Origin of the sequence: Streptomyces sp. NPDC087859 (assembly GCF_044742595.1) — a bacterium.
GTDB lineage: Bacteria > Actinomycetota > Actinomycetes > Streptomycetales > Streptomycetaceae > Streptomyces > Streptomyces canus_F.
The window spans coordinates 63,349-87,999 of sequence record NZ_JBIUUU010000027.1 but is presented as its reverse complement, the minus strand read 5'-3'; the positions used below and the strand labels follow the sequence as shown (position 1 = coordinate 87,999).

The following is a 24,651-nucleotide window of genomic DNA, read 5'->3' as shown; positions in this document are numbered from 1 at the left end:
GATCTTCACAGATCGGGGCCGATTCGGGACGCCTCGGTGGTCCCAAACGGCGCCGCCGTAGCCAGCCCTCAACGCCGCACAGCTGGTGGTCTACTCCGGACGGGTGGGCTTTGTCTTCCATGGCGGGCTGTGGTCCGTTGTGTACCAGGACGGGCAGGTGACGGTGTGCCGGGTGCCATCCCTGTCGTCGTAGGTCCGAGTGCGATCGGGGCTGTGGCCGTTTCGTTGGTCCGCCCGGCACATGAGGCCAGCGATCTGCTTACGGGCTGCCTCGGGCTCGCCAAGTGCGCGCTGATGTCGCTGATCAGTTCGTCGAACCTCTGCGAGATTGAGCATCGGAAGTCGCCGCCGGCGACGAAGTCCAGGTGGGTGCTTCGTTGTTGATCTGGGCCACGCGGAAGGCCAGGATGCCGTCCTTGTGTGTCTGAGTGCGTTCCTCGACCACCTAGTCGATGGGCACCTTTTTGATCTTCTGGCGCCGACCGAACAGGCCGCGGCGTTCAATGTCGTAGCCGAGTTGGTGCATGGTGCGGTTGACCGGACCTTCCAGCTTGCTCCAGCGCTGTGACGCTGATACCACAGCATCCCGCAGAGCCTTGCGTGTCCCCGTGGGGACAGGATCGGCCAGCTTCCCCATTGCCTGAAGCGCAGATTGTGCTGCGGCCTGGTTGGTCGCCAGCAGTGGCAGCATCACCCCATCCATGAGGCGGCGACGGGACGAGCCGCTGCTGATGTGAGCCTCCTCCCACAGCAACAGCACGGCGTTGCGCGCACCTTGATTGGTCGATTCCTTAAACCGCGCGATTAGCACGTCGGCCGCCGCGGAATTCGGAAGCCGCGCCCAACCCAGGTCGTCGAGCACGGTCCGGGAAGGGATGCTGGGGCCGGGCGTTCCGACCAGCGTCTGCCAGAAATGAGTCTTGTCACGGGCAGGCAAATGATTGAGCTGCTCACCCGCTATGCGAACCATCGCCCGGTCGGGGGCGGGGCGTCCGCTGCACGTTAGCGGAGTCAGGACCGTGAGCAGGTCTGCGGCGGACGGACGGCTCAGCTGGATCCATGCCGCCAGGGCGGGTCCTTCGTGGGCGGGATGCGCGAGGGCGAAGGCCTGCATCGACTGGGAGTTCGGCAAGGGATGGAGTTTCGTGCCAGCGGGCAACTCCCGGATGCTGTGGCGGGCGGTGAGGATGAGCAAGGTACGGTCGGGCTCGGCAATCCAGGAGCATTCGTCGAGGGACGTGAGGAGCTCCTGGACCTGCTCCTGCGACAGCGGATGTCGGCCATGGCTGTCGAATCCGTCGAGGCATTCGACGATCATTTCGTTGAGGTACCGCTGCAGGGGTGATCCGGATGTTGGGCTGTCGACGCCAGCGGACCGGAGCGTTTGCACGAGAGCTAGGGCCTCGTGGCGCAACACGGCGGGGTTGTCCAGCAGTCCGTTGTCGACGAACGGGCGAGACGCTGACAGGATGGCCCGCCGCTCGTCGGCTTCGGCGTCGGTCTCGGCGAACCCCTCCAGGTCGTGGATGACAACTTTAGTGAGGTCGTAGAGGTCGCCTGCAGACCGATCTCCGATGAGCCGGAGGCAGCCGACAGCGATGGGATCGACGTGCTCACCGGCCTGTGGCTCGCTGCTTCTGGCGTCCTGCCACAAGATCTCCAGCAACTGTGTGATGCCATTCGCCAAGGCGCTCGTATCCAGCGGAGCATCCAGTGCTCCGAGCCACCGGGGCCACGTGGAGAAGGGACGGCGGGCCGCGCGGGAGAGCATACTCACAGCCAGGGTGTCTTCACAGATAGCCGGGAGATCCTCCAAGACGTCCTCGATGAGGCGGTCGATTTGCGTCTCGTCCAGGTGCAGCAGCAGGTCAAGTACAGCGTGGGCGGCATTCGGGGCATGCGACGACCATGCTTGGAGAAGAGCCTGCAGCTCCAACAGCGCATCCGTCGGCCACTCTGCTTCGGGGCTGCTGGTGGGAGTGTGACCCGTCGTCGCCGTAGCTGGCGTCGTCATGCCACCGGATTGAGCGGCCTCTTTCGCCGCGTCGATGACCGTGCGCAATTCTTTGCCCAGTGCGGGAGCCAGGGCCACCATCAGCTGGTCAGCGTCGCTGGCCCCCAGGCTCGACAATGCCGCCCTGGCTTGTGCTGCGTTGCCTGACAAGAGGTGCCCACACAGCAGATCTGCCACCCGCTCGGTATCTGCGGCCAGTGCAGCCGGCACGTCCTGCAAAATTGTCGCCACCAGCTCCGCATCCTCTTCAAGAGCCGGGTGTTGGAGAACACGCGCAGCGAGCTGCCCTGCCGCGCCACCACTGCCGGCCAGAGCGAGGCACCACGCCCCACCGAGCACACGCGCATGCAGCTCATGCGGAATCTGCACGAGCACAGGCGTGATCACTCCGAGAGCGGAGTCAGCACGCTCCGGCAACGCGATACCGTCGAAGCCGCAGGCGAGGAGAACCGACTGCGCCACATTCCAGGCCTCCACCCCCATCGCCGCGCGGACTTGCTGAATGAGGAGGGAGAAAGCCGCAGACCGCTCCTCGTGCGACAGCTCCTCCAACAGCTCGTGCAACTGCCCCAATGCGGCGTTTTGCGCATGCTGCTCCAGTGCTTCGGCCGAGGCCGAAGCTAGACCGACGACGCTGCCGGTCGTCTGCATGAAGATCAAATCCTTTTGAGGCCCGGCAACAATGCTGGTCCGGCCTAGATAATCCAACAACTGCTGTCCCTGGGCGGTGCGCACTGCATTCGCATCCTCGGGGTTCTGCGAGCCGTCGACGAGAGACCGGTCCACCGGCGCCTGCTGCCCGGCGTAGCCCAAGGCGGCTTTCCGTACAGCCGGGGGAACATATGAGCCAAGATCCGCGTCAGGATTTTCCACCAGAGCGAGGACGTACTGCGGCATCCTGTGATCCAGCGTCAGGTCCCGGGCGAACAGAGGGAACTCCACTCGCAGGCAGACTAGTCGGGCGATTTCGTCCGCCCGGGCGGCGACATTGGTCTCCAGTAGCCCGGAAGCCTGCCTCAGCTGCGCGAGACGGTATGCCAGAGCGAAGGCGTTGAGGAGCGCCTTCACCCTCCTCGGACTGCGAACATGGGACGGGACGAGGATGCTCACAACGAGATCGACATCCACCTCCTCCCACATCCCGCCCCGCTTCGACACCAGATCTGCGGCGAAACGCGTTACCTGAGGCACGAGCAAGGGAGGCATGTTCACCTGGTACTGGAACACCTTGTCCAGATACCCGCTGCCGCTGCTGTAGTACGGATTGATGACGTCGGCAGGCGTGGCCTGTTCCAGGGCCTCGGTCAGGGCCTGTTCCAGCACCTGTTGATCGGCCGCCACCACGAATACGCAGCGACGCACACCCAGAAAGGTCCGCAACGCATCGAGAGTGGCCACCACGTCTTTCGGTGCACAGCGGTCCAGCTCGTCGACGAACACCACCAGCCGTTCGACCTGGGAGCGGCTGACGAGCTTGTCGAAGATCCTCTCGAACTCCTCATCGCTGTGTGCCGCATCGACCTTGTGCTCCGTCGTCAACGTCCGCGACACCAGGACGCCGAGAGACGTCAGCAAGGCGGCCGGAGCGAGCCCCGCCCGCATTGCCTCGCCAGCCATAGCGGTGAACCCTGGCCAGAACGAAGCATCTCGCACCCCCACCAACAGAGCCACAGCCCCCAATGACACCCCGCACACGAGGGCAAACATCCGCAGATACATCCACAACAGCTGACGCGCATGTTTCGCCGTGAACGAGAACTCCGCCGTGACCTTGCCGCTGTACAGATGCGCGTGGAACTGAGGGTCGGAAATCCCCAGCTCGGTAGCGACAGCAGTGATGAAGTTCCGCCGGAGAGGGTTCTCGGCGTACTTGAAGGCGTCGAACCGAACGAAGCGAGTGCGGTCGCGGCGATCGATTCGCTGTTTGAGAAGATTGGCGACTCCACTCTTGCCGGACCCCCAAGGGCCCCACACAGCAACATTCGTGGGCGTCGGGACAGACAGTACAAGGTGCTGCAGTTGCTCAGCCACGTGTAGGTGCGCGAGCCGGTCGTCCGCAGGGGCGCTCACCTCGCTGTCCTGGATGAGGTCTTCTTGACTGAGCCAGTCACCTGTCGGTGTTGCCATCGTGCCTCGATCCTTCTCTCGCAGCACAAGAGTCAGCAGGAAACGCCTCAGACGCCCCAAGCGGCCTCACAGCACAATAGGGGCACCCACTGACAGTCGGGTTCCCGTGCTACCGCCTGGCTGCCCGGCCTGCGGCCAAGACGGGTCAAAGCGGCAAAGGGGGGACTCTCGGTAGCGGTTGACATCCGCGTTGGTGGCGCCGGTTCCTGCTCGCAGCGGTCATACCGGCTTGACGGGCAAGATCCTGACGAGTTCGCCCAGCCAGTAGTTGCCGGCAGACATTGCAGAGGTGGCCGTGATTCGGCTGGCCAGCAAGTGCGGATTCCTAACGTCCGGCCAGCGGGCATATCAATGGTCCAGATAGTTGATGACCGTCTCGACGGCGGATTCGTCCAGAAGGCGGTCCAGCCCCCTCGTGGTCCAGGAGTCGCCCAGCACAGTTCACCTGGCCAGAAGCATCGTGGAGATCTGGCGGGCAGCGCATGTGCTCCGGACCGAGCGACGACAACCCCAGGCCTATATCTTCCGGCTGCTCCAACCGTGTCGGCGGTCCCAGCAAGGAAACCACTGACCGTTGAACGCCAAGAACAAGGAGGGCCTCGCCGGATTGGGGGACTGCGCGACGAGATCAGGCCGTTGGAGCGCGATCTCACGAAGGAGCAAGCTGATTGCTGCGCTGGGCGCGTACGAGGAGGCGAGGGCGGACCGGCTGGGGACGTCGGCCCGTAGTCGACGCCGTCGCCTTGGTGTCCCATCTGGGCCCGAGGCGCCTGCGGGCGGCCCGGCGAACCAAGCGAGACGCGTGATGACCGTCCACCACGAAGACGTTGCGGGACGGATTGGCAGTGGAGGCGTCAGCTCAGCCGCAGCAGGGGAAGGACCAGCGCGAGGATGAGGAACGTGCCGGAAAACGCGCCTGCGGCGGAGGCCAGTCGCTTCGCCTTGCTCGAGCCGGGTGTGGGGGCGCCTCCGGCGGGTGAAACGCGCGGGCCGGTAACGTCGTACGCAATGTATGCAGCAACGCCTGCGACGAAGACCGTGACGGCGGTAAGTGCGACGCGTGGTCCGCTTGTGGCGCCGTCGGCAAGGTCGAGGGCGGCGGCGGCGATGCATACGTCACCGAACGTGGCAATGATGGCGGCGCCGGCCACACCCCAGGCCAGGGCGTGGGGGGCGCCGTCACTTAGGGCGGTGCGGAAGCCGATGCGTGCGGCAACCGCGGCGGCCAGGACAGTGCACCCTAGAAGCACGGCAACGACGATGGACACGGCGACCCCTTGGGGCGAAGTGCATGGCAGGCACGACGAATGGGCGGGGTCGTCTGTGGTCTTCCCCATACACACTGTCCCAGAATTCCTGAGACAATGAAAACAATGCACGTCAGAGGAGGCGAGTAGTCATGAGCGAGCAGCGCGCGGGGCGTCCGCGCAAGCCTCTTCCCGCCGGCCTCTCGCCTGCGTTCAAGCGATTCACCCTGGAACTTCGTCGCCATGTCGAAGAATCCGCCCTCACAACGCGCCAGTTGGCCGTGCGTGCACGTATCAGTCCGGCTGCTACCTCCCGTGCCCTGAACGGCGAGCGCCGCATCCCTGCGCACGAACTGGACAGCTTTATCAAGGCGCTCGGGCTGAACGGCACACAGCGCGCATCCCTCGTCTTCCTCTACCAGCAGGCAGCGGACGAAGCGCACGGGGCGCGGTCAGGCCCGCGGGAGGACACTGCCGCGGGCATGGCGGGTAGCCTGGCTGAGCTCCGCCGGGAGGCGGCGCTCAGCATCCGGGAGATCTCGCACCGCCTTACCGTGGCGGGCTCCCCCATGGCGAAGTCGACCGTTGAACGTGTCCTCGTAGACCCCGAGAGGTCTCCGCTGCAGGCGCTCCAGGTGGGGTCCATCCTCATCGAGGCTCTGCCGGATCATGTACGGGGCCCGGCAGCCGAGAAGCTCCACCGGACCTTTCTTGGCTCTGTCGGCAGCACCGCCTTCTATGTAATGGGCCAGCCCGGCGCCGGGAAGTCGAAGCTGCTGGCGTCGACTTGGCCTCGCGTGCCGGCGGCGTCCGACGAGACGGTGGCCTCCTTGGCACGCAGGCTGGATCTGCCGTTCGCTGAGCTCGTGGCTCTCCGCGAGACTGCCCAGGCCGATCAGGCGCCGGGCCGGCCGATCAGTGAATGGAGCCCTCTCGAGCTTGGGGTTCATCGTGTGGCAGTGCAGAGCGGAACCAACGAGAGCGAGGAGCCGGAGCTCCCTCCCTACATTCCGCGATCACACGACGAACTGCTCGCTGACGCGGTAGGAGACGCCGCAGCAGGCCGGAGCCAGATGCTGGTGTTGACCGGAAACGCAACCACCGGCAAGACGCGTGCTTGCTGGGAGGCCGTGCAGCCGCTGGCCCAACACGGTTGGCGGCTGTGGCACCCCTTCAATCCCACTCCGGCTGAGGCGGTCTTGGACCGAATCTCCCGAGTCGAGCCGCGCACGGTGGTATGGCTCGACGATGTTGAACGCTACCTGCTGGCACCCGAGTTCGGCGAGCGGGTCGCGTCCGCCCTTCAGCGCTTGCTGCACCAACTTGACCGCGGACCGATCCTGGTCCTGGGCACCATCCCGCCTAGGGATCTGGCCCACCTATCGGCACCGCCTGAGCCTGATGTACCCGACTTGCACGAACACGCCAGACGACTGCTGTCCGGCAGGACCGTCTTGGTCCCAAGGCGTTTCGAACCGACCGCCCTGGACTCGCCCCAGGCTCAAAGCGCCATCAGGCACCCGCTCCTGGCCCAAGCTCTTGAGCAAGCCCGTAGTGATGGCCACATCGCTCAATACCTGGCCGTCGGCCCCCTGCTCATGAACCTCTACAGCACGGCGATGCCAGCCAGCGAGGCCGTATTGGACGCGGCGATGGACGCCTGCCGTCTCGGCACCAGCAATCCATTGCCTCAGTCATTCCTCACGGACGCTGCAATCGACTACCTCAGTGACTCCGCGTTCGACATGCTCACCGAGGACTGGGTGGAGCAAGTCTTCGCCGAACTCACCCGTCCAGTCGCTGAAGGAGCAAGTCTGCTCCGGCGGATTCAGTCGCTCCCGCCATCGCGTACTCCCGGCCCGCCGTCTACTCACGACGTACCCCTCCGGCCGGTCGGCCCGGCTTATCGGCTTGCGGACTACCTTGACCAGGCAGGCCGCACAACCCGCAAGTTCCTGTGTCCGCCCGCTTCCTTCTGGCTTGCCGCCTACAACCACCTCACGTTCCCGGAAGACCTCGAAGCCTTGGCTGAAGCAGCCGACGACCGCGATCGCCGGCAGTGGGCATTCCACCTGCGCCGCCGGGCTGCTGAAGTCGCCGATGGCCAGGGCCTGCTGCGCCTCACGCGACTGCATGAGGAGGCAGGTGACCGCGAGCAGGCCGAGCACTTCGCCCGTTCAGCCGCCAAGGCTGGCTATACCTCGGGGCTGCGGGAACTGGTCCGTATGCGGGAGGAAGCGGGAGACTTCGTAAGCGCGCAGGCCCTCGCGCGGCAGGCTGCTGAGTTCGGCGACAGCCTTGCCCTGGCCGAACTTGCTTGGACGCATGAGGAGCAAGGCGATTCCATTTTTGCCGAACGGCTTGCCCGGCGGGCGGCTGCCGTCGGCGACACCTTCGCATTGCGGGAACTAGCCCGAATGAGAGAGGCCTCCGGAGACATCACCAGCGCCGAGACTTTGTATCGCCAGGCGGCCGTGGACTTCGCCGACACTCCATCCCTTCTCCGCCTTGCCGAAATGCGACAGGAAGCCGGGGACCAGGACGAAGCGGAGCGCTTTGCGCGCGCCGCGGACACCAGTGGCTTCATCCCCCTCCTCGATTCAGCTCGGGCGCGGTTGGAAGAAGGAGACCGGGAAGGGGCCGAAACGCTCTATCGCGAGGCGGCCGACGCAGGTAACGCCTTCGCCCTGGCGGCCCTAGCCCGCATGCGGGAAGAAGCGGGGGACCGAATTAGCGCTGAAGCTCTCTACCGCCAGACCGCGGATGCCGGCTTGGCCTGGCTCGTCAACCCCGCACGGCGGTGGCCGCACGGCCTGGACCCTGACGGTGCTCCCACGCCTCCTTGGGAGCGAGTATGACCTTGCATTGTCAGAACAGTAGCGGTGTGAGCGCCGAGCCGGACCGGGTCATTGCCGCCGCGTTCGACGAGGCAGAGGCCCGTGATCCGCAGCACCGCCGGTGCTGGATGGTCCTGGTCGACGGCGCCGCCCACCAGGTCGAGTTGATCCATGCGGAGGCCGCACGACGAGGCGTCACCATCCATGTCGTCCTCGACATCGTCCACGTGATCGAGAAGTTGTGGGCGGCCTCACGGTGTTTCCATACCGCCACCGACCCCGCTGCCGAGACCTGGGTCGGGGCCAAGGCCGCCCGGATCCTGGTCGGCGACGCCTTGGGCGCCGTCGCCGGCATCCGCACGCAAGCCGACGGCTGGGCCTGTCCACAGATCAACGGGCCGCAGCGGACAGGGCCTGCCGCTACCTGGAGAACAACGCCGCCAATCTCCGCTACGACAAGGCCCTCGGTGCTGGCTGGCCGATCGCCAACGGCATCGTCGAAGGAGCAGCCCGCCATCTGACTGTTGGCCGACCGGCTTGATATCACCGGCAGTAGGTGGACCGTCCCTGGAGCCGAAGCCGTCCTGACCCTCCAGGCCCTCATCAGCAACGGCGACTTCCCGCACTACTGGATCTTCCACACCCACAGAGAACGCGAACGCCTCTACCGCCGGCCCAACCAGCACAACTACGAACTCCTGGCCTGACAGGCGAGCTCACGCCAGAAGACCCGCACCCTGTTCGTTTCTGCGCGCCCTTCCTCTACGCTCAAGGAGGTCATCAACTACCGCATGACATCTGCCTGGTGACGGAGTCGGCGTGGGGTGCGCGTCCCCGCTCCACGCCACCACTGGACGGCTTCAGGCGCAGCCACGGCTCGGCACATCCGGACGCCGACGACGAAGAAGTGTGGCGCGTCCCGCCGGGCGGCGAAAGGGATGCGTCGTGCCTTCGGCTACGGCGAACTACGGCACTCTGCTGCGCTTCGGGTGCTGCGGCCTTCTTCCTTCCGGCCGCTGTAGGGCGTCTGGGCATCGCTATGACGGGGATCGGCATCGTCTGGATGCTACACGCCCGCACCGGGTCGTATGCCGCCGCGGGTCTTGTCACTGGCGGGTTCGCTGTCGCGGACGCTGTCGCCGGGCCCCAACTCGGGCGTCTCACAGACCGGTTCGGGCGGGCGCGGGTGCTTCCGTACGCTCTGGCCGCACATGCCGGAGCCGTGGCGCTGCTGCTCGTCGGCGCCGTTCCGGACCTCGTCGCAGGAGTGCTCGTCGGGGCGACGCTGCCCCAGCTCAGTGCCCTGTCCGCCGCTCGCTGGTCCGCCCTGCTATCCGGCGAACGGGCGACCGTACTGCCCACCGCCTTCGCCCTGGAGGCCCTCGCCAACGGCGTTTCCTACCTGGCCGGCCCGGCCTGGCCCTGGTGAGCGTCCTCGGCGCGGCGGGCCACCCGGGCGCCGGGGTGCTGCTCGCCGCCGCGCTCGTCGTCGGCGGCGCGCTCGCCCTCGCCGCCCAACGCCGCCCCTCGCCGGCCGCGCCGAACGGCAGCACGCGGGTGTGTCATTCCTGTAGGAGTGGGGTCGGTCAAGTGGGTGTCTTGTCCGCGTTTCTTCTGGTTCCTGTCTGCTGTTGGGCAGGCAGAAGTGCGCGGTCAGGCTGAAGTGCCGTGAACACGCGTGGGGTTGAGGGTGAAGTTGTGGGTGGCGCCCCTGATGCGGTTGTGAAGGTGGGCAGGCTCGGCTGCTGGTCATTCCTTCGCAGGCGCCCGTCCGGCATGGGCCGGGCGGGCCTTGGCATGGGGCGGTTCGCGACGGTCGACGGGATCATTCAATTTCACGGCCGCACCACCGAGGCGGGGGCCAGACATACCTCGATCACGCGACGACCGTGTTCCGGCCTGCTCACGCCCTGGTCCGTTCGGCCAGGCAACGGACTTCTCCGTCGCGCAAGGCGTAGTAGACCAGGGTAAGCAGCTTGCGGGCCGCGGCGGTCTTGGCCGTGCTGCGGGCCTGGACGCCGCGGCGATCCACGATGCGGTTCCTCAGCCGGCCCATCGGCGTGTCGGCGCCGCTGCGCTGGATGGCCTCCACACAGGCCCAGCGCAACAGCTTCGATCCCTGTTTTGTGATCGAACCACGGTGGACCTTGGTGTCCGAGGCGCGGTGACGCGGCGTGAGCCCGGCCCAGGAGCACAGCTTTGCGGGTGAGGCGAAGCGATGGACATCGCCGATCTCGGCCACCATGACGGCGGCCAGGACGGGGCCGATGCCCGGAATTGCCTGCACTGCCCGGTAGCCGGGATCATCAGCGAGCAGGCCGGTGGTCTGCTTCTCCACCGCGGCAATCTCTGCGCTGAGGAACGCGATCAGACGCAGCAGCGAGTCGACGCGCAGGCGGTAGGTGCCGTGCAGACCGGCGCGGGCGAGCCACTCGGCACCGGCGCGGCCGAACAGATGATTGACGGGCACCTGGATGCCCGCCTTGCCGAGCACTGCGTGTACCTGGGCCTTGGCGGAGGTCCGCGCACCCAGCAGCCGGTGCCGGTAGCGCACCAACTCTCGCACCTCACGCACGTCTTGCGGAGCGATCCACGCCTCCGCAAGCCGTCCCATGCGCAGGAGGTCCGCCAGGTCGGCGGCGTCCCTCTCGTCAGTCTTCACCCGCCGGTAGGAGAACATCTTGACTCCCAGCGGATGCGCCAGGTGCACCTCCGCGCCCGCTTCGGCCAGGGCGTCGGCCGCCCAGTACCAGCCATAGGTGGCCTCCAACACCACCCTCGGGGCCGGACCCGCCTTGGCGATCTCTGCCTTCAAAGCAGCCGGGCTGTTGTCAATGCGTGTCCGGCCCAACCGCTCGCCCGCGCCGGTCGTCCGCACCAGCACCGAACGACAGCGGTGCAGGTCCATGCCCACGATCTCGGGCCCGGCGTAGCCTGATTGTCGGTCCATCAGGGGCCTCCTACCTGTGGACAGCGTCCTTGTCTCCTGGACCGAGCATCGTCCGCACCCGGCCGGAACGGGAGGCCCCGCTCCTACATCGCATCAATTTAACGGCCCTGTCTCACATTCGGTGGTGACAGAGCGTCATCCTTAATATGCCCGGCCCAAGCTCCGAGGAAAGCAATCGCATATGGGTCGTCAGGCGGAGCGTGCACGGTGTCGACGGTCGCTTCACGCATGCTGGTCTGGGGGTCTTACTGCCAGCCACGGCAGCTACTTACCGTTACCACCGGATGTGAGACAGGACCGTTAGATTTACACTCCCGTTTGCAGTTGTCTTGGCGCGCCCAGGTGCCTGCTACCGGTTCGTGACCCTGCCTCGAGCGGCAGTCGACGTGGCGCGGGACCGCATGCGGGATGGTGCTCCGGCACAGGCTGTCGTTTCACCGTGAGGACTCATCCTTGCCCAGCCAATCCTGTAGGGCGGCTGGTTCGGCGGGTGTGACCAGCTGCATCAGGGTGGTGCCAGGGGATTCGCCTGGGGTGTAAAGATGTGCGGCAAAGGTGGGCAGGTCGAAGTAGTCCCAGGCCTGCTGGCGAGTGAGGGCAGGCCGGCCGTCGGCGGACTTGCTCTCGAAGGTGTAGCGACCTTCGGTGACGGTCAGCAGCGCGATCCCGTGGGCTTGGGCGAAGGCCACAGCGCCGCGTTGGTAGGGCGCGCTAGACACCATCAGCGCCTTCTGCGCGCCGACACTCATGAGCTTTTGGTGCAGGACCTGCACGAGTTCCCGCTTGATGGGATGTCGGTGGTGCTTGGCCTCGACCAGGACGAGAAAGTCCATGCCGAGGAATGCGTAGCGCACTGTCGCATCGATGTCGTAGTCGCCATCCGTACCCCGGACTGTCTCGTGCGACGTCACCGTGAAGTCCAGGCCTGCGGGTTCTACCGAGCGCAGCAGCTCCACCACGAACTCCTCGAACTCCGCAGACGTCATGTCGGGCTGAGGGTAGCGGGCCGTGAAGCGGGCGACGGCGCTCTCATCCTGCTGCGCTGCACGTGCTTCCAAAACCACTCCTATCCTTGCCGGCCGCGCACGCGACCGATGCGGCACCATGGGAACGGCAGCCGTTGAAGTCGGCTTCGCGGTCGAGAAGCGCTCCCATCCTCACACGCCCCCGGAACCAATACCACGAGAGCGAATCTGCCGATGGCTGTGGCATTGCGCGCGTCCTTCCCGCAGCACATGCGCACCTCTGCCTACGCCGAAGCGGACGGCCTCGCTGTCCTCGACGACCTCGCCGATGCACGGACCAGACTGGTCCAGGCATCGGCGCCCCTCGCGCCTTTACGACTTGCGCGGCAGTAGCTCCCGAGAAGTGTCGCGCTTTCTACGGTAAGGCGGCCGGCTCTTCCCTCATATCGCCACTTGCTTCAGTTGGTGGGCATATGGTTCGCGAGGTGGTACTGCATTGGCGGGGCACGGGAGACGTGCTGCCCGGGAGACGCTCAGCAGGGGTATGGCAGTGACCTGGCGGCTGAGGCAGCGGAAGCGGGAAGAGCGGGGAACGTGGCGACGTGGTTTGAGCGAATGGCGGCCGTGCCCGGCATGCATTTCACGGGTAGTCCTGGTGTTGTTCGCGAGGCGCTGCCAGAGGCACGAGTCCGCCCGGAGGTGTCGTACGGATCACCGATGTGGCCGACTGCTGAGGGAAGTACGTCGGCAACGCCGGCCAGTCGGCATGTGCCTATAGAGGCGGGCGGAGCGGACCTGGTCGCCCAGGTCTGGAAGGCGCTGGAGCTTCCCGGTGGGGCAATGGATTACCACTTCGTCCTGCAGGGCGCGGTTGACCGCTTGTGGAGCGGCCGGCGCTCCTATCCTGAAGGGCTTGAGCTGCTTGAGGTGTTCGCGCTGCTGGACCTGGAGTTGATGGAGGCAGCCCCTCAGGCGGTGTCCTTCGACACCGGTCCCGTCCCGGAGTCGTTCGTGCATGTGACGTCCGTGTCCCGGCTCATTGTGCTGCTGGAACGCGAAGGCGCTCTCGAAGAAGCTCTTGGCGTGGCACGGCGGTTGGCCCGTTTCGGACAGGGCGAGGACGCGGTGGCCCGGCTGTCGGAGAAGGCCGGTGCGTTGGTGCAGGAAGCTGCGGTTGGCGGGGCTGCATGAGCACGGGACTTCACCAGGTGATCCCTTCGGCCTCCTATCTGGAAGAGGCGTTCTTGCGCTGGGTGCTCACTCCGGCTGCGGAGCGGGGCATCGTGGCGCACGTGCGCAGCCAGCATCCGGTGACGGTCAATGAACGCACCTACCGGCTGGACTACCTGATCTCAGGCGAGTCGCTGCAACTGGCCGTCGAGTTGGATGGGTTCACCTTCCACAGTGACCGGGGGGCCTTCACCTACGACAGGCTACGGCAGAACGACCTGGCCGCCAGGGGCTGACGGTTCTGCGGTTTTCCTATGATGCGGTGCGCCTGGACACCGCGCGCTGCGTTGCCCAGCTGCAGACGATGCTGCGCCAGGATGCGGCGCTTGCGCCGTTAGTGGTCGCCGTACCGCGCATCGAGGTCCCGGAGATGGCGGGGGATCCCTTGCGGGCGGCCGATCCGCCTCTGGGCGCCCAGCCAGCGGCCGGTGGGTCCTACTTCACCGGTGCGCGCGCTTCGGTGGCGCGGGAGCCGTTGCGGGCGTGCCAGGACGAGGCTCTGGCCGCGCTGGCCAACTACTACGCGTCCGGAGGACGGCATGCGGCCACGGTGATGGCGGTCGGGGCCGGCAAGACCGCACTGGGAGTGGCGGCCGCGTTGTCCTTCAGCAGGCGGCGGGCGCTGGTGGTGACTCCGGGCTCGGTCATCCGCGGCACGTTCGCCAAGGCACTCGATCCGGGTACGCCGGGCAATGTTCTGTACGGACTGGCGGGCGGCCCGCTGCTGCCGGGCGCGCGCCCGCCGGCCACGCTGGTCCTGGACAGGGACGACGGGCAGATCAGCCGGGTGAGCAGACAGCGGCTGCTGGCCGGGGATGTGCTGGTCACGAACTTCCACGCGCTCGGCACCGGCGACAAGGATGGGGACCTGCTGTCTAAGCTGGAGCCGGAGGATGTCGACTTCATCGTCGTGGACGAGGCACACATCGCGGCCAGCGCCTCCTACCAGCGGCTCTTCGCCCACTTCGAGGGTGCACGCACGCTGCTGATGTCGGCGTGCTTCCAGCGCCTGGACGGCAAACCGATCGACGCCGATGTCGTCTACCGCTACCGGCTGGTGGACTCCGTCGCGGACGGCTCGGCGAAGAACCTGCGCGTGCACCGGTTCGCCCCGGAGGCGGCGACGACGGTGTACGAGGCGGTGTGGCCCGACGGACGCCGCGAACAGATCATGGGCCGTGATGCCTTGCTGGCCGCGTTGGGGAACGAGCGGAAGATGGCTCGCATTACGGCGCAGTCCGAGGCGTCGATCCGGCACGTGATGACCGTGACGCGGGCCTGTCTGGATGCCCAGGCCAAGCTGCTGGCCCCGGTCAAACCCCGGGCGCTGTTCGCGGCGATGGGTGAGGCCCATGCGCAGCAGATCGCCCGGATTGCCGAAGAGCACGGCATCCCCTGCGGCACGCTGCACCACAGCATGTCGGCCTCGACGATCAAAGCCACCCGGCGGCGTTTCGAGTCCGACGCGGGAGACCTGCAAGGCATCGTCCAGCTGCGGATGCTCGGCCAGGGCTACGACTTCCCGCCCATCACCGTGGTGGTGCCGGTGCGCCCCTACGGCAGCTTCGGCGAGTTCTACCAGTTCATCGGGCGTGGTGTGCGCGTACTGAGGCATCCCGGCCTGGCTGTCGACCAGCAGTACCTGGACGTGGTCTGCCACGCCGAACTCGGCCTGGAGGACCACCTGGAGGCCATGTGCGCGGACAACGACATGGATCCAGCAGTGCTGCTCGACGTCCCTCTGATTAACCCCGGCACGCTGGAACAGGTACAGGACGGTGACGGCACTGGGGAGGCGGCCTCTGATGGCGCAGTCCCAGGCGGGGTTGATGCGTTCGTGCTGTACGAGCAGGGGCGTGTCGAACAGCGGGTGGTGCACGATCTGGGCCGGGTGGAAGCTCGGCGGGCGGAGCGGGAGATGCAGCTGATGGCCCAGCGCTACGCCGTCTACGCACAAAACACCGCGACGCCGATGCCGTTTGAACAGTTCGTCGAGTACATGCGGAGGCTGACCGGTGGCCAGTGACGAGCCGCGCTGGTGACAGCCTGTCATCGGCGCATCCCCCGAAGACGGGCTTGCCTTGGAGGCGGCTGCCGGGCAGCACCAGCGCTTCGCCGAGCTCGACGCGCTCGCGTCCCGGCTGCTGGCCGCCGCACTGAGCGGCCAGCGAGTGGCCTCGGTGATCAGAGGCAAAGGACCACAGGCTGCGGACAGCGTTGAAGTGCTTGGGCTCAGCGGGCCGGAGAAAGCCTGGTGTGCTGAGAAGTTCGGAGTGCGGGAGCAACAGCAACGCGGTGCGTGGTACCTGCCGCAGAAGCTCTCCGTGAAGGCAGGAGCAGTCAACCTGCCGCATCTGCTGCGCGAACGCGCCGCTCACGCGGTGACGTTGGCCACCGATGACACCGCCCGGGTCAGTGTGGTGGAGGGCACGGACGCGGTACTGCTGTGGGCGCTGCTGGTGCCGTTGTTCGAGACGTTGCTGGAGCCGGTCCGGGTGCGGGCAGCCGGACCGGCCGGGACCGTCGAAGACCAACAGGAACAGTGGGCCGGTATCGAGGAACGCTACCGTCTGCTGGGCTTGGGCCAGGATGAGCTCGAGGAGTTCCGCTTCGGCGGCGGCTGGCACCGGCTAGACCGGCGCGGGCAGCAACGCGCCCGCCTCCGACTCCTGGACACCCTCACCGCCACTGATCCTCTGCAGCTTGTCACCCGTCACCGGATCCAGCAGACGCAGGCACTCATTGCCAGCTTCGCCAAAAAGGCCAAGGCCGGTACCGCTCTGGCCAGACGGGTCCTGACCCGGGCGCTGCAGCCGGTGGTTTCCGGCTACTTCGCCGGCGACTGGCTGACCGTACTGGACTACCTGAAGGCGCTACCGCACCCGGACGAGGAAGTCATTACCGCGCTGCCCGGGCCGCGCCTGTACGTGGGGATGTCTGCTCAGGCAGCCGGCTTGGCCGCCGAGGCGGGCATCCCGGAGGACGAAATCCATGCCATGCTCGCCGCCTTCCTCGGTGGCCCGACCTCCCTTTCCCCCGTCGAAGAACGTGCTGCAGCCCTGCGCGACTGGTGGTCAGCCTTCGACCACACGCACGCTGTCCAAAGCTCCGGCATGCGACCGCTATGGGGACTCGTCGACAACGAGATCATGTCCTTCGCCTGGCAGGACGACCACGGCATCACCCAGCAGCTTTACCGGCAGGTGCTGCCCGCCTCCGTCAACGAGCAGGTGGACCGCCTGTGGCAGACGGTGACGCTGCAGCGCCACCCTGGCGCCATCGTCAGCAATCCCCGGCCCCACCAGGTGATGGCCCAAACGCTCGGACCCGCCCTGGAGTTCTGGCACGGTGTCGCGCTGACCGCCTGGTTCGTGTGCGAAGGCCCCTACTCCCGCGCCCCTCTGTCCGGTGTGGCCGATTACTACAGCCGCACCCTTACCGCGCTGCATGCCGTCGGCTGTCCTGTCTCGACGGATCTGTTCGAGGAACTGCGCATTGCTGAGCAGCATTTGGGGCCGGAGGAGGAGATCGTCCGAGAGCGCAGGGAGCTACCGGTGGACACGGCGATCGGTTCCTTCACCCTGACGATGAGTCACAGCAGCGGCACCCGCCGCGAAGGCTTCGAGCGGGTCCGTAACATCGTCACCCGCCATCGCCGTGCCTGGACGGAGCAGTATCTTGATGCCTACCTGCAGGGGCGGTGGCGCACCGCATTGGAAGACGTTGCCCGTGCCCATCACCGGTTCGTGGCCGCCAAGGGCAAGCCGCCAACCTTGAATCAGTTTGCCCAAATCGCCACCAGCGCGGCCAATCAATGGACCGGTGGTGACCTCGGCGCCCTGTACACCGCGATCGGCGAGCCTGCTGCCGCCCAGCAACAGCGTCCGGCTCGTCTACTGCCGAATGACGGCCACGTCTTCGCCCAGCGCGTCTACACCGCGCTCGGCGGCACCGCCGTCGACAACGACCTCCGCATGAACCAGCCTGAAGAAGCCCAACGGCAGTGGCAGCTCAGCCGCCTGGCCGAGGAAAGCCTGCGCTATGTGCAGCTCTACGAGGCCCTCGGACATCCGCCTACACCTAAACAGTTCGGCGCCCACCGCCTGGCCTGGCCCTGGCCCGGCGAAGAAGCCCAAGGCTGGCTTCTCTTCCAGGACACCCTCGCCGCGCTAACCGGTACCAGCCGACCCGCAGAGGCATCCGACGCGGATGCGGTCAAGGCTGCCCCAGAGTCACACCACGAGGCCGGGAACGCGCTGGGCAAGGGCGCTAATGCCCATCTCGCATCCGAGCGGGTAATGGTGCGCGTCACCGCCACCGGTACGCCCGTTGATGTCTCCGCCGTCCTACTCACCCGCCACGGCAAGGTCCGCAGCGACCAGGACCTCGTCTGCTATAACCATCCCCACCACGACGGAGTCCGCACCGACGGCGACATCATCACCGCGGAGCTGCCCGAGATTCCCGACGACATCCACACCGTGGCAGTCATCGCCAGCATCGACCTCGAATCCCAGCCCATGGCTGTCTTCGACCAGCACTCCACGTGGCGCGCGGACATCACCCAACCCTCCGGTGAAAGATTGTCCTTCGAGCCAGCTCCCTTCGTTTCGCGCGAGACCGTCGCCATCGCTGTGGAGGTCTATCGACATGGTTCGGGCTGGAAGGTGCGTGCTGTCGGCCAGGGCTACGACACCGGGCTGGCGGGCTTGGCCGCGGACTACGGCATCACCGTCGATTCCTAGTGCCGTTTGTCAAGCCGCTCGGGCCATCGGCGGTGTGAGCTCATTACATCGTCTGTCGCGCAGGAGAGCCCAGAGAACGTTGCCCCTGGCGGCGGGAGAGCGCCATGACGGCCTGGGTGTGGCGTTTGCCTTTGGCAGGTTGTGACCGATGGTTACCGAGTCGGACCTTGGGAGCACGTGCCGCACGCGGTACGGCCTCTTCGGATGCTGGTCAGGGTGAGCGTGATATCCGTGTTGCATCCGCAGCGGCAGCGCCACCGGTCGGTGGTTTTCCCCGGATAGGGCTCCAACGGCTCGAACCCGGCGGAGCGCGCCTCCGCGGCGGCTGTCGCGGGATCGGTTCGGCCACCGGATCGGGGGCACTTCTTGCAGCCGGTCGTTCCCGACCGGACGGATGACAGGCGCGTCATGACCTCGCTTCCGCAGGAGCAGCAACAGCGCCAACGGTCCGTGGTACGGCCGGGGTACGGCTCCAGCGGCTCGAACCCGGCAGCTCGCATTTCCGCAGAAGCCCGCTCGCCGGTGGCCGAGTTGAGGGCGCAGAACCGGCAGCCCCTTGAACCACTGTTGACGTTGGAGTAGGTGGGGCTGGTTTTGCGACCGCATGTGGTGCAGCGGCACTGCCACGGTGTACTGCTGCCTGGGTAGGGTTCCAGCGGTTCGAGTCCGGCCGCGCGCATGGTTTCGCCGGCCTTGGGCGCGTTCGTGGCGGCGCGTTTCGCCTGAGTGTCCTTCGCCCGGCAGATGCGACAGCGCTGGCCCGCGTTACGGACGGCGCTGAACGTCGGACGTCCCTCGTGCCCGCAGGTCATGCAGCGCGAGGGCCAAGTCGCGTTGGTGCGGCCGGGATACGGAACGAGTGGTTCGTATCCGCAGGCCCGCATTTCTGCGGCTGCGGCCTCCGCGTCGATGAGGACTGCGGCACGGGGTCGGTCACCGACTCGGGGCGCATAGGGTTCCGCCGAGTTCCGGGTTTCCTCGTCGACCATGGCCCAGACCTCGGCCGCCGTGACGCGGGCCGCGGAGCAGGTTTCGGTCCAGCCGTTCGGCATGACGTCGCTCGTGAGGAAGGGAATGAGCCCGGCCTGGCGCAGGCGTCCCAGCACGGCCTGCTCGACGTCGTAGGCAGCCGCGCCGGTGGCGTATTCACGGGCCTGATGCAGTTGCCAGCCCTGGCGTTCGTGTTGGATGAGGCGCGAGGTGTAGCCGGTGCAGGCACCGATGCCGATCTTGACGGCTCGCCAGTCGCGGTGGGTGATCACGTAGACCTTCGAGGGTCCTGCCAGGTCGATGCCGTGGGTGGCACAGAACTTGCATCCGCCACCAGTACGGATCTTCATGAGGGTCGGGGAGACTTCGTTGCCGCAGGTCGTGCAGCGGCACCGCCACGCCGTCATCGAGGTGGCATAGGGCTCCAGAGGCTCCAGCCCGGCCGCGCGCATGGCAGCCACCGCGATGTCCGGGTCGGTCCTTCTGCCCGCTGCCGCTTTCACGTCCGCGCAGTGTCGGCAGCCTCCCTGACCCGCCAGAATGCCGCCCAGACTCGGTGACGTCTCGCGCCCGCAGCCGTTGCAGCGACACCGCCACGCCACGTCACGACGCCCCGCGTACGGTTCGAGTGGTTCCAGGCCGGCGGCGCGCATGAGAGCCTCGGCTTCGTCCGCAGGCCAGCGGCGTCGGCCACCCGGTGAGGGAGAGCAGTACGGGCAGGCCCGAAGGCCGCGCCTGAGGTTGCTCAACCTGATCTGGACGTCTCGGCCGCACGTGAGATGGCGGCAACGCCACAGGCCGCTCGGTCCCGGGTATGACTCCAGCGGCGCCAGATCGAAATCCTTGGCCTCGACTGCGGCCTGGTCGCCGTCCGTGCGGGGCAGTTCGCGGCGATGCGCCCATGCCTGGCTGATGCCCCGCCCGGCGTTCTTGCGCCCGCACGGGCCGCAGCCCCCTTGTCCGCCCTTGATCGACCCATGAGTGGGCGTCCCGATCGTTCCGCAGGTTGTGCAGCGGCACCGCCAGGGGACGTCGGTGCCGGGGTAGGGCTCCAATGGCTCCAGACCCGCCGACCTCATGAGCGCGGCGGCCTGGGTGGGATCGACCGGAGCGTTCGGCGCGCACCATCGACACGGTCCCCCTCCGCGCCTGATGTACGAGTAGCGCGGCTTGACCTCCCGACCGCACGGCACGTGTCGGCAGCGCCAAGGCGGTGTGGCCCCGGGATACGGCTCAAGCGGTTCCAAGCCTGCCGAGCGCATCAGCGTCACAGCCTCCTCTGGAGGAATCGGCGCCGTGCCTGAGCAGTAGCGACAGCCGCCCTGTCTGCCCGCAGCGATGTTGCCCAGCCGCGGTGTCACTTCTCTCCCGCACGTTTCATGGCGGCAACGCCAGGGCTTATCACCCCCTGGATAGGGCTCCAGCGGTTCGAGCCCGGCTTCCCGCATGATCAACACCGGATCGCGCGGATCCTTCCGAGGACGTCCCGTCGCCACCCGGCCTCCCTCTGCATTGTTCACTTTCGAGGGAGGATCGCATGCGGCACTGACAACGGCCTTGTTCACGCCGGGAATCTGGGGCGGGCCGACTTCACGGCGGCCTTCCCGCCCGGCCATTTCTGCTGTCCTCTCTCGGCGGTTCGGGTGCTGCCTCCGGGCATTGGACGGGTCGCTGCGCCTGTGGGCGGGCGGCTCGCGGGGGTAACGTCCTCCGGCATATATTGGTCCGCGACTGGTCCGAGTGGATCTTCACTGGGCGCCAGAGAGTGACTGGAAGAAACCAACTGATTGCATTGGGTAGCTGTAGTATCGGGCTGCCTGGAGCGCATCGGCACCTCCAGGCAACCGACTTGAGCCTCTAGAAGAACCCAAGTTTCTTCGGGCTGTATGAAACCAAAACGTTCTTCGTCTGCTGGTAGTGCTCCAGCATCATCTTGTGCGTCTCGCGGCCGATCCCGGACTGCTTGTAGCCGCCGAAGGCGGCGTGTGCCGGGTAGGCGTGGTAGCAGTTGGTCCAGACGCGGCCCGCCTGGATGGCGCGGCCGGCGCGGTAGGCGGTGTTGATGTCGCGGGTCCAGACGCCCGCTCCGAGGCCGTACAGGGTGTCGTTCGCGATCTTGATGGCGTCGTCGAAGTCGTCGAAGGACGCGACGGAGACGACCGGTCCGAAGATCTCCTCCTGGAAGATCCGCATCCGGTTGTCGCCCTCGAAGATGGTCGGCTGGACGTAGTACCCGCCCTTCAACTCACCGTCGTACTCGATGCGTTGGCCGCCGGTGAGGATCTTCGCGCCTTCCTGCCGGCCGATGTCGAGGTAGGAGAGGATCTTCTCCAGCTGGTCGTTGGAGGCCTGGGCGCCGATCATCGTGTCGGTGTCGAGGGGATGGCCCGGCTTGATCTGTTCGGTGCGGGCGACCGCCGCCTGAAGGAAGTCGGCGTAATTGCCGCGCTGGACCAGGGCCCGGGACGGGCAGGTGCACACCTCGCCCTGGTTGAGGGCGAACATGGTGAAGCCCTCGAGGGCCTTGTCGCGGAAGTCGTCGTCGTGCGCCCACACATCGTCGAAGAAGATGTTGGGGGACTTGCCGCCGAGTTCGAGTGTGACCGGCTTGATGTTCTCCGAGGCGTACTGCATGATCAGCCGCCCCGTCGTGGTCTCGCCGGTGAAGGCGACCTTCGCGACCCGCGCGCTGGACGCGAGCGGCTTGCCCGCCTCCACGCCGAAGCCGTTGACGATGTTGACCACGCCCGGCGGCAGCAGGTCGGCGATCAGGCTCATCCAGTAGTGGATGGACGCCGGGGTCTGTTCTGCCGGCTTGATGACGACCGCGTTGCCCGCGGCGAGGGCGGGGGCGAGCTTCCACACCGCCATCAGGATCGGGAAGTTCCACGGGATGATCTGCGCGACCACGCCGAGCGGTTCGTGGAAGTGGTACGCCACCGTGTCGTCGTCGACCTCGCCGAGCGAGCCCTCCTGCGCGCGGATCGCTCCCGCGAAATAACGGAAGTGGTCGATGGCGAGGGGGATGTCGGCCGCCAGCGTCTCGCGCACCGGCTTGCCGTTCTCCCAGCTCTCCGCGACGGCCAGCGGCTCCAGATACGCCTCCATACGGTCGGCGATCTTCAGCAGGATGTCGGAGCGCTCGGTCACCGACGTACGGCCCCATGCCGGGGCGGCCGCGTGTGCCGCGTCGAGCGCCCGCTCCACGTCCTCCGCCGTGCCGCGTGCGACCTCGGTGAACGGCTGCCCGTTGACCGGCGAGGGGTTCTCGAAGTACTGCCCGCGGGCCGGCGGGACGTACTCGCCGCCGATGAAGTGGTCGTAGCGCGCCTGGTAGGAGACGATCGCGCCCTCGGTGCCGGGCGCCGCGTAACGGGTCATGCTGGCCTGCCTCCCTGCAGCAGCGCTGCCCGCCGTTGGGCAGCTCTCTGCGCGAGGCTAGGGACGGGGACGTTGCAACTACGTTGCCGTCGGCCTCAGGGGGCGAGACCGGAACGCCTCCGTTGCCGTCGGCCTCAGGGACAGGGCCGGAGTGCCTTCGGTGCCGCGGATCCCCGGCGCCGTACGCCCGGTGCCGACAGCTCCGCCTCCAGCGCCGCCAGGCGCGAGCGCGCTGCCGCCGTCGGGCGGGCCGCCACCAGGGCCCGCCACACCTCGAAGTCGTCCTCGCCCCACGGCGTGTGCGCCCAGTCCGCCAGCAGATCCGGGTCGCGGCGGGCGATCAGCGCGGTACGGAGGCCGTCGGCGAGACGGCGCCTGAGCCGTACCACCGAGGGGGCCTGGGAAGCGGGCAGCAGCGGACCGGAGTACGCCGTCGCCGCCGCCGTGACCGCACCGGTCTCCAGCCGCCGTTCCACGACGGAGACATCGGACTCGACCGGCACGGTGAGCCGGTAGGGGCGCGACGCCAGCAGGCCGGGGCCGAGCACCCTGCGCAGCCGGGCCAGTTCGGCGCGCAGCGTCACCGGTGTCACCGACTCGTCCTCGTACAGCGCGCACAGCAGCTCGTCGCCGGTCAGGCCCTCCGGATGGCGGGTCAGCAGCACCATGATCTCGCTGTGCCGGCGGCTGAGCCTGATCCGGCGGCCCCCGGTGAGCAGCTGGGCCTCGTCCCGGCCCAGCGCGGTCAGCTCGGGCAGGTCGGCCGCGGGCATCTCCGGTGCGAGCAGCGCCAGATGGGACTCCGCGGCCCGCGCGACCGCCTGGACGAAGCCCAGACTGTGCGGATGCGCCAGCCCGTCCCCGCCGGTGATGTCCACGGCGCCCAGCACCCGCCCGGTACGGGGATCGTGCACCGGGGCCGCCGCGCAGGTCCACGGCTGCACCCGCCGGATGAAGTGCTCGGCGGCGAACACCTGCACCGGCCGGTCGAGGGCCACCGCCGTCCCCGGCGCGTTGGTCCCGACCGCGGTCTCCGCCCACCGCGCCCCCGGCACGAAGTTCATCAGCCCCGCCTGCCGCCGGGTCGACGCATGCCCCTCGACCCACAGCAGCCTGCCGTGCGCGTCGCAGACCGCGAGCAGATGCTCCCCGTCGGCCGCGAAGGTGCCCAGCAGTTCACGGAAGAGCGGCATCACCCGCGCCAGCGGATGCTCGGCCCGATAGACACCGAGGTCGCCGTCCATGAGCTCGACGCTCGCGCTCCCGTCCGGCCCGACGCCGGCCCGCGCGGAACGCCGCCACGAGTCCGCCACCACCGGGCGCACCGGCCGCGGCACGGTACCCGCCTCGGTGAACGTCTCGTGCGCGAGGCGCAGCATCCGCGCACGCTCGGCAGGGTCGGCCCCCGGCTCCAGGGCCACCCACGGATCGGTCAACTCGGCCTCCGAAAGGCGATGCGGCTGAAGACATCGTCACTCCCGGTACGCGTGCGGACAACCTTTTCGACCGGCGTCACCCGAACGACATCACCGCCCGGCGCGCTCGACCAGCCTCATATAGCGCTCCCAGTCCCAGTGCGGCCCGGGGTCGGTGTGATCCGAACCCGGCATCTCGTAGTGCGCGATGATGTGCGTCCGGTCTCTCGGGATCGCGTACTTGGCGCAGACGTCGGCAGTCAGCCGCGCCGACTGTTCGTACAGGACGTCGGTGAAGTACGCGGGGCGGTCCACCCACCCCTCGTGCTCGATGCCGATACTGCGCGTGTTGTAGTCCCAGTTCCCCGCGTGCCAGGCGATGTCGGCCTCGCGGACGCACTGCGCGATGTTGCCGTCCCGGGAACGGACCACATAGTGGGCGGACACCTGCTTTGCGGGACTGCGGAAGACACCGAGGGTCTTGCGGTAGCTCGTCTGCGTCACATGGATGATCACGAGGTCGATCGGGTGGCTCGTCGGACGGTTCGCCGAGGTGCGGTTGGCGGACGTCGCGGGCTGCCACTCGGCGAGCGGGTGGTCGACGGCGTGGGTGTCCGCTCCGGCGCGCGCCTCCGGCAGCAGTGCGTACGGGACGACGGTGAGGGCGGCGCCCTTCAGGAGGCGTCGTCTGCTCGGCAGCGGTCTTGCCCGTTCCATGGACGATCGCCTTTCGGTGGTGCGGTGTTGATC

At 67.3% G+C, this 24,651-nt stretch carries 17 protein-coding genes; 8 read left to right on the top strand and 9 right to left on the bottom strand.

Features of this window, described 5'->3' with window-relative positions:
• Positions 1 to 445: 445 nt before the first annotated feature.
• A complete protein-coding gene (locus ACIOHP_RS44650; protein WP_401896743.1) occupies positions 446 to 4,141 on the bottom strand; it encodes a P-loop NTPase fold protein in 3,696 nt (1,231 codons plus the stop codon).
• A gap of 854 nt (positions 4,142 to 4,995) precedes the next feature.
• The gene (locus tag ACIOHP_RS44645; protein WP_401896742.1) at positions 4,996 to 5,409 is read right to left on the bottom strand and encodes a hypothetical protein; all 414 of its coding nucleotides are present in this window, start codon (positions 5,407 to 5,409) and stop codon (positions 4,996 to 4,998) included.
• Positions 5,410 to 5,540: 131 nt separating this feature from the next.
• On the opposite strand from ACIOHP_RS44645, the gene ACIOHP_RS44640 reads away from it, so the two are divergent.
• The 4 genes from ACIOHP_RS44640 (at position 5,541) to ACIOHP_RS44625 (ending at position 9,654) form a co-directional block, all read left to right on the top strand.
• On the top strand, positions 5,541 to 8,246 hold the full coding sequence (locus ACIOHP_RS44640; RefSeq protein WP_401896741.1) for a helix-turn-helix domain-containing protein: 2,706 nt from the start codon (positions 5,541 to 5,543) through the stop codon (positions 8,244 to 8,246).
• 26 nt (positions 8,247 to 8,272) lie between these two features.
• Positions 8,273 to 8,746, top strand: coding sequence for a hypothetical protein (locus tag ACIOHP_RS44635; RefSeq protein WP_401896739.1), 474 nt, complete (start codon positions 8,273 to 8,275; stop codon positions 8,744 to 8,746).
• Between the two features lie 3 nt (positions 8,747 to 8,749).
• A complete protein-coding gene (locus ACIOHP_RS44630) occupies positions 8,750 to 8,932 on the top strand; it encodes a hypothetical protein (protein WP_401896737.1) in 183 nt (60 codons plus the stop codon).
• 479 nt (positions 8,933 to 9,411) lie between these two features.
• Positions 9,412 to 9,654: a hypothetical protein gene (locus ACIOHP_RS44625; RefSeq protein WP_401896735.1), complete on the top strand. Its 243-nt coding sequence runs from the start codon at positions 9,412 to 9,414 to the stop codon at positions 9,652 to 9,654.
• On the opposite strand, the gene ACIOHP_RS44620 is transcribed toward ACIOHP_RS44625, so the two are convergent.
• The 3 genes from ACIOHP_RS44620 to ACIOHP_RS44610 all read right to left on the bottom strand — a co-directional run bounded on the left by ACIOHP_RS44620 (position 9,624) and on the right by ACIOHP_RS44610 (position 12,233).
• On the bottom strand, positions 9,624 to 9,791 hold the full coding sequence (locus ACIOHP_RS44620; protein WP_401896733.1) for a hypothetical protein: 168 nt from the start codon (positions 9,789 to 9,791) through the stop codon (positions 9,624 to 9,626). The two genes, ACIOHP_RS44625 and ACIOHP_RS44620, sit on opposite strands and share 31 nt — an antisense overlap.
• A gap of 337 nt (positions 9,792 to 10,128) precedes the next feature.
• A complete protein-coding gene (locus ACIOHP_RS44615) occupies positions 10,129 to 11,175 on the bottom strand; it encodes an IS110 family transposase (RefSeq protein ID WP_401896731.1) in 1,047 nt (348 codons plus the stop codon).
• A gap of 434 nt (positions 11,176 to 11,609) precedes the next feature.
• Positions 11,610 to 12,233 (bottom strand): restriction endonuclease, encoded by a 624-nt coding sequence (locus ACIOHP_RS44610; RefSeq protein WP_401896728.1) that lies wholly within the window; start codon positions 12,231 to 12,233, stop codon positions 11,610 to 11,612.
• Positions 12,234 to 12,908: 675 nt separating this feature from the next.
• Between ACIOHP_RS44610 and ACIOHP_RS44605 the strand changes: the two genes are divergently transcribed.
• The 4 genes from ACIOHP_RS44605 to ACIOHP_RS44590 are packed head-to-tail and all read left to right on the top strand — an operon-like array spanning position 12,909 to position 18,115.
• Positions 12,909 to 13,331 carry a hypothetical protein gene (locus ACIOHP_RS44605; protein WP_401896726.1) on the top strand — a complete coding sequence of 141 codons (423 nt, stop codon included), beginning with the start codon at positions 12,909 to 12,911 and terminating at the stop codon, positions 13,329 to 13,331.
• Positions 13,328 to 13,606, top strand: coding sequence for a hypothetical protein (locus tag ACIOHP_RS44600; protein ID WP_401896724.1), 279 nt, complete (start codon positions 13,328 to 13,330; stop codon positions 13,604 to 13,606). The genes ACIOHP_RS44605 and ACIOHP_RS44600 overlap by 4 nt, the downstream gene beginning before the upstream one ends.
• A 26-nt stretch (positions 13,607 to 13,632) precedes the next feature.
• Positions 13,633 to 15,396, top strand: a complete 1,764-nt coding sequence (locus ACIOHP_RS44595; RefSeq protein WP_401896721.1) for a DEAD/DEAH box helicase — start codon at positions 13,633 to 13,635, stop codon at positions 15,394 to 15,396.
• A 55-nt stretch (positions 15,397 to 15,451) separates the two neighbouring features.
• A complete protein-coding gene (locus ACIOHP_RS44590; RefSeq protein ID WP_401896719.1) occupies positions 15,452 to 18,115 on the top strand; it encodes a TerD family protein in 2,664 nt (887 codons plus the stop codon).
• 152 nt (positions 18,116 to 18,267) lie between these two features.
• Here the strand turns inward: ACIOHP_RS44590 and ACIOHP_RS44585 are convergent, their stop codons facing one another.
• The 4 genes from ACIOHP_RS44585 to ACIOHP_RS44570 form a co-directional block, all read right to left on the bottom strand.
• Entirely contained in the window at positions 18,268 to 19,608 is a 1,341-nt protein-coding gene (locus ACIOHP_RS44585; RefSeq protein WP_401896718.1) for a hypothetical protein, read from the bottom strand.
• Positions 19,609 to 20,962: 1,354 nt separating this feature from the next.
• Entirely contained in the window at positions 20,963 to 22,486 is a 1,524-nt protein-coding gene (locus ACIOHP_RS44580) for an aldehyde dehydrogenase family protein (RefSeq protein ID WP_401896716.1), read from the bottom strand.
• Positions 22,487 to 22,620: 134 nt separating this feature from the next.
• Entirely contained in the window at positions 22,621 to 23,922 is a 1,302-nt protein-coding gene (locus tag ACIOHP_RS44575) for a GAF domain-containing protein (RefSeq protein WP_401896713.1), read from the bottom strand.
• A 90-nt stretch (positions 23,923 to 24,012) separates the two neighbouring features.
• Positions 24,013 to 24,618, bottom strand: a complete 606-nt coding sequence (locus ACIOHP_RS44570; protein ID WP_401896711.1) for an N-acetylmuramoyl-L-alanine amidase — start codon at positions 24,616 to 24,618, stop codon at positions 24,013 to 24,015.
• Positions 24,619 to 24,651 lie beyond the last annotated feature (33 nt).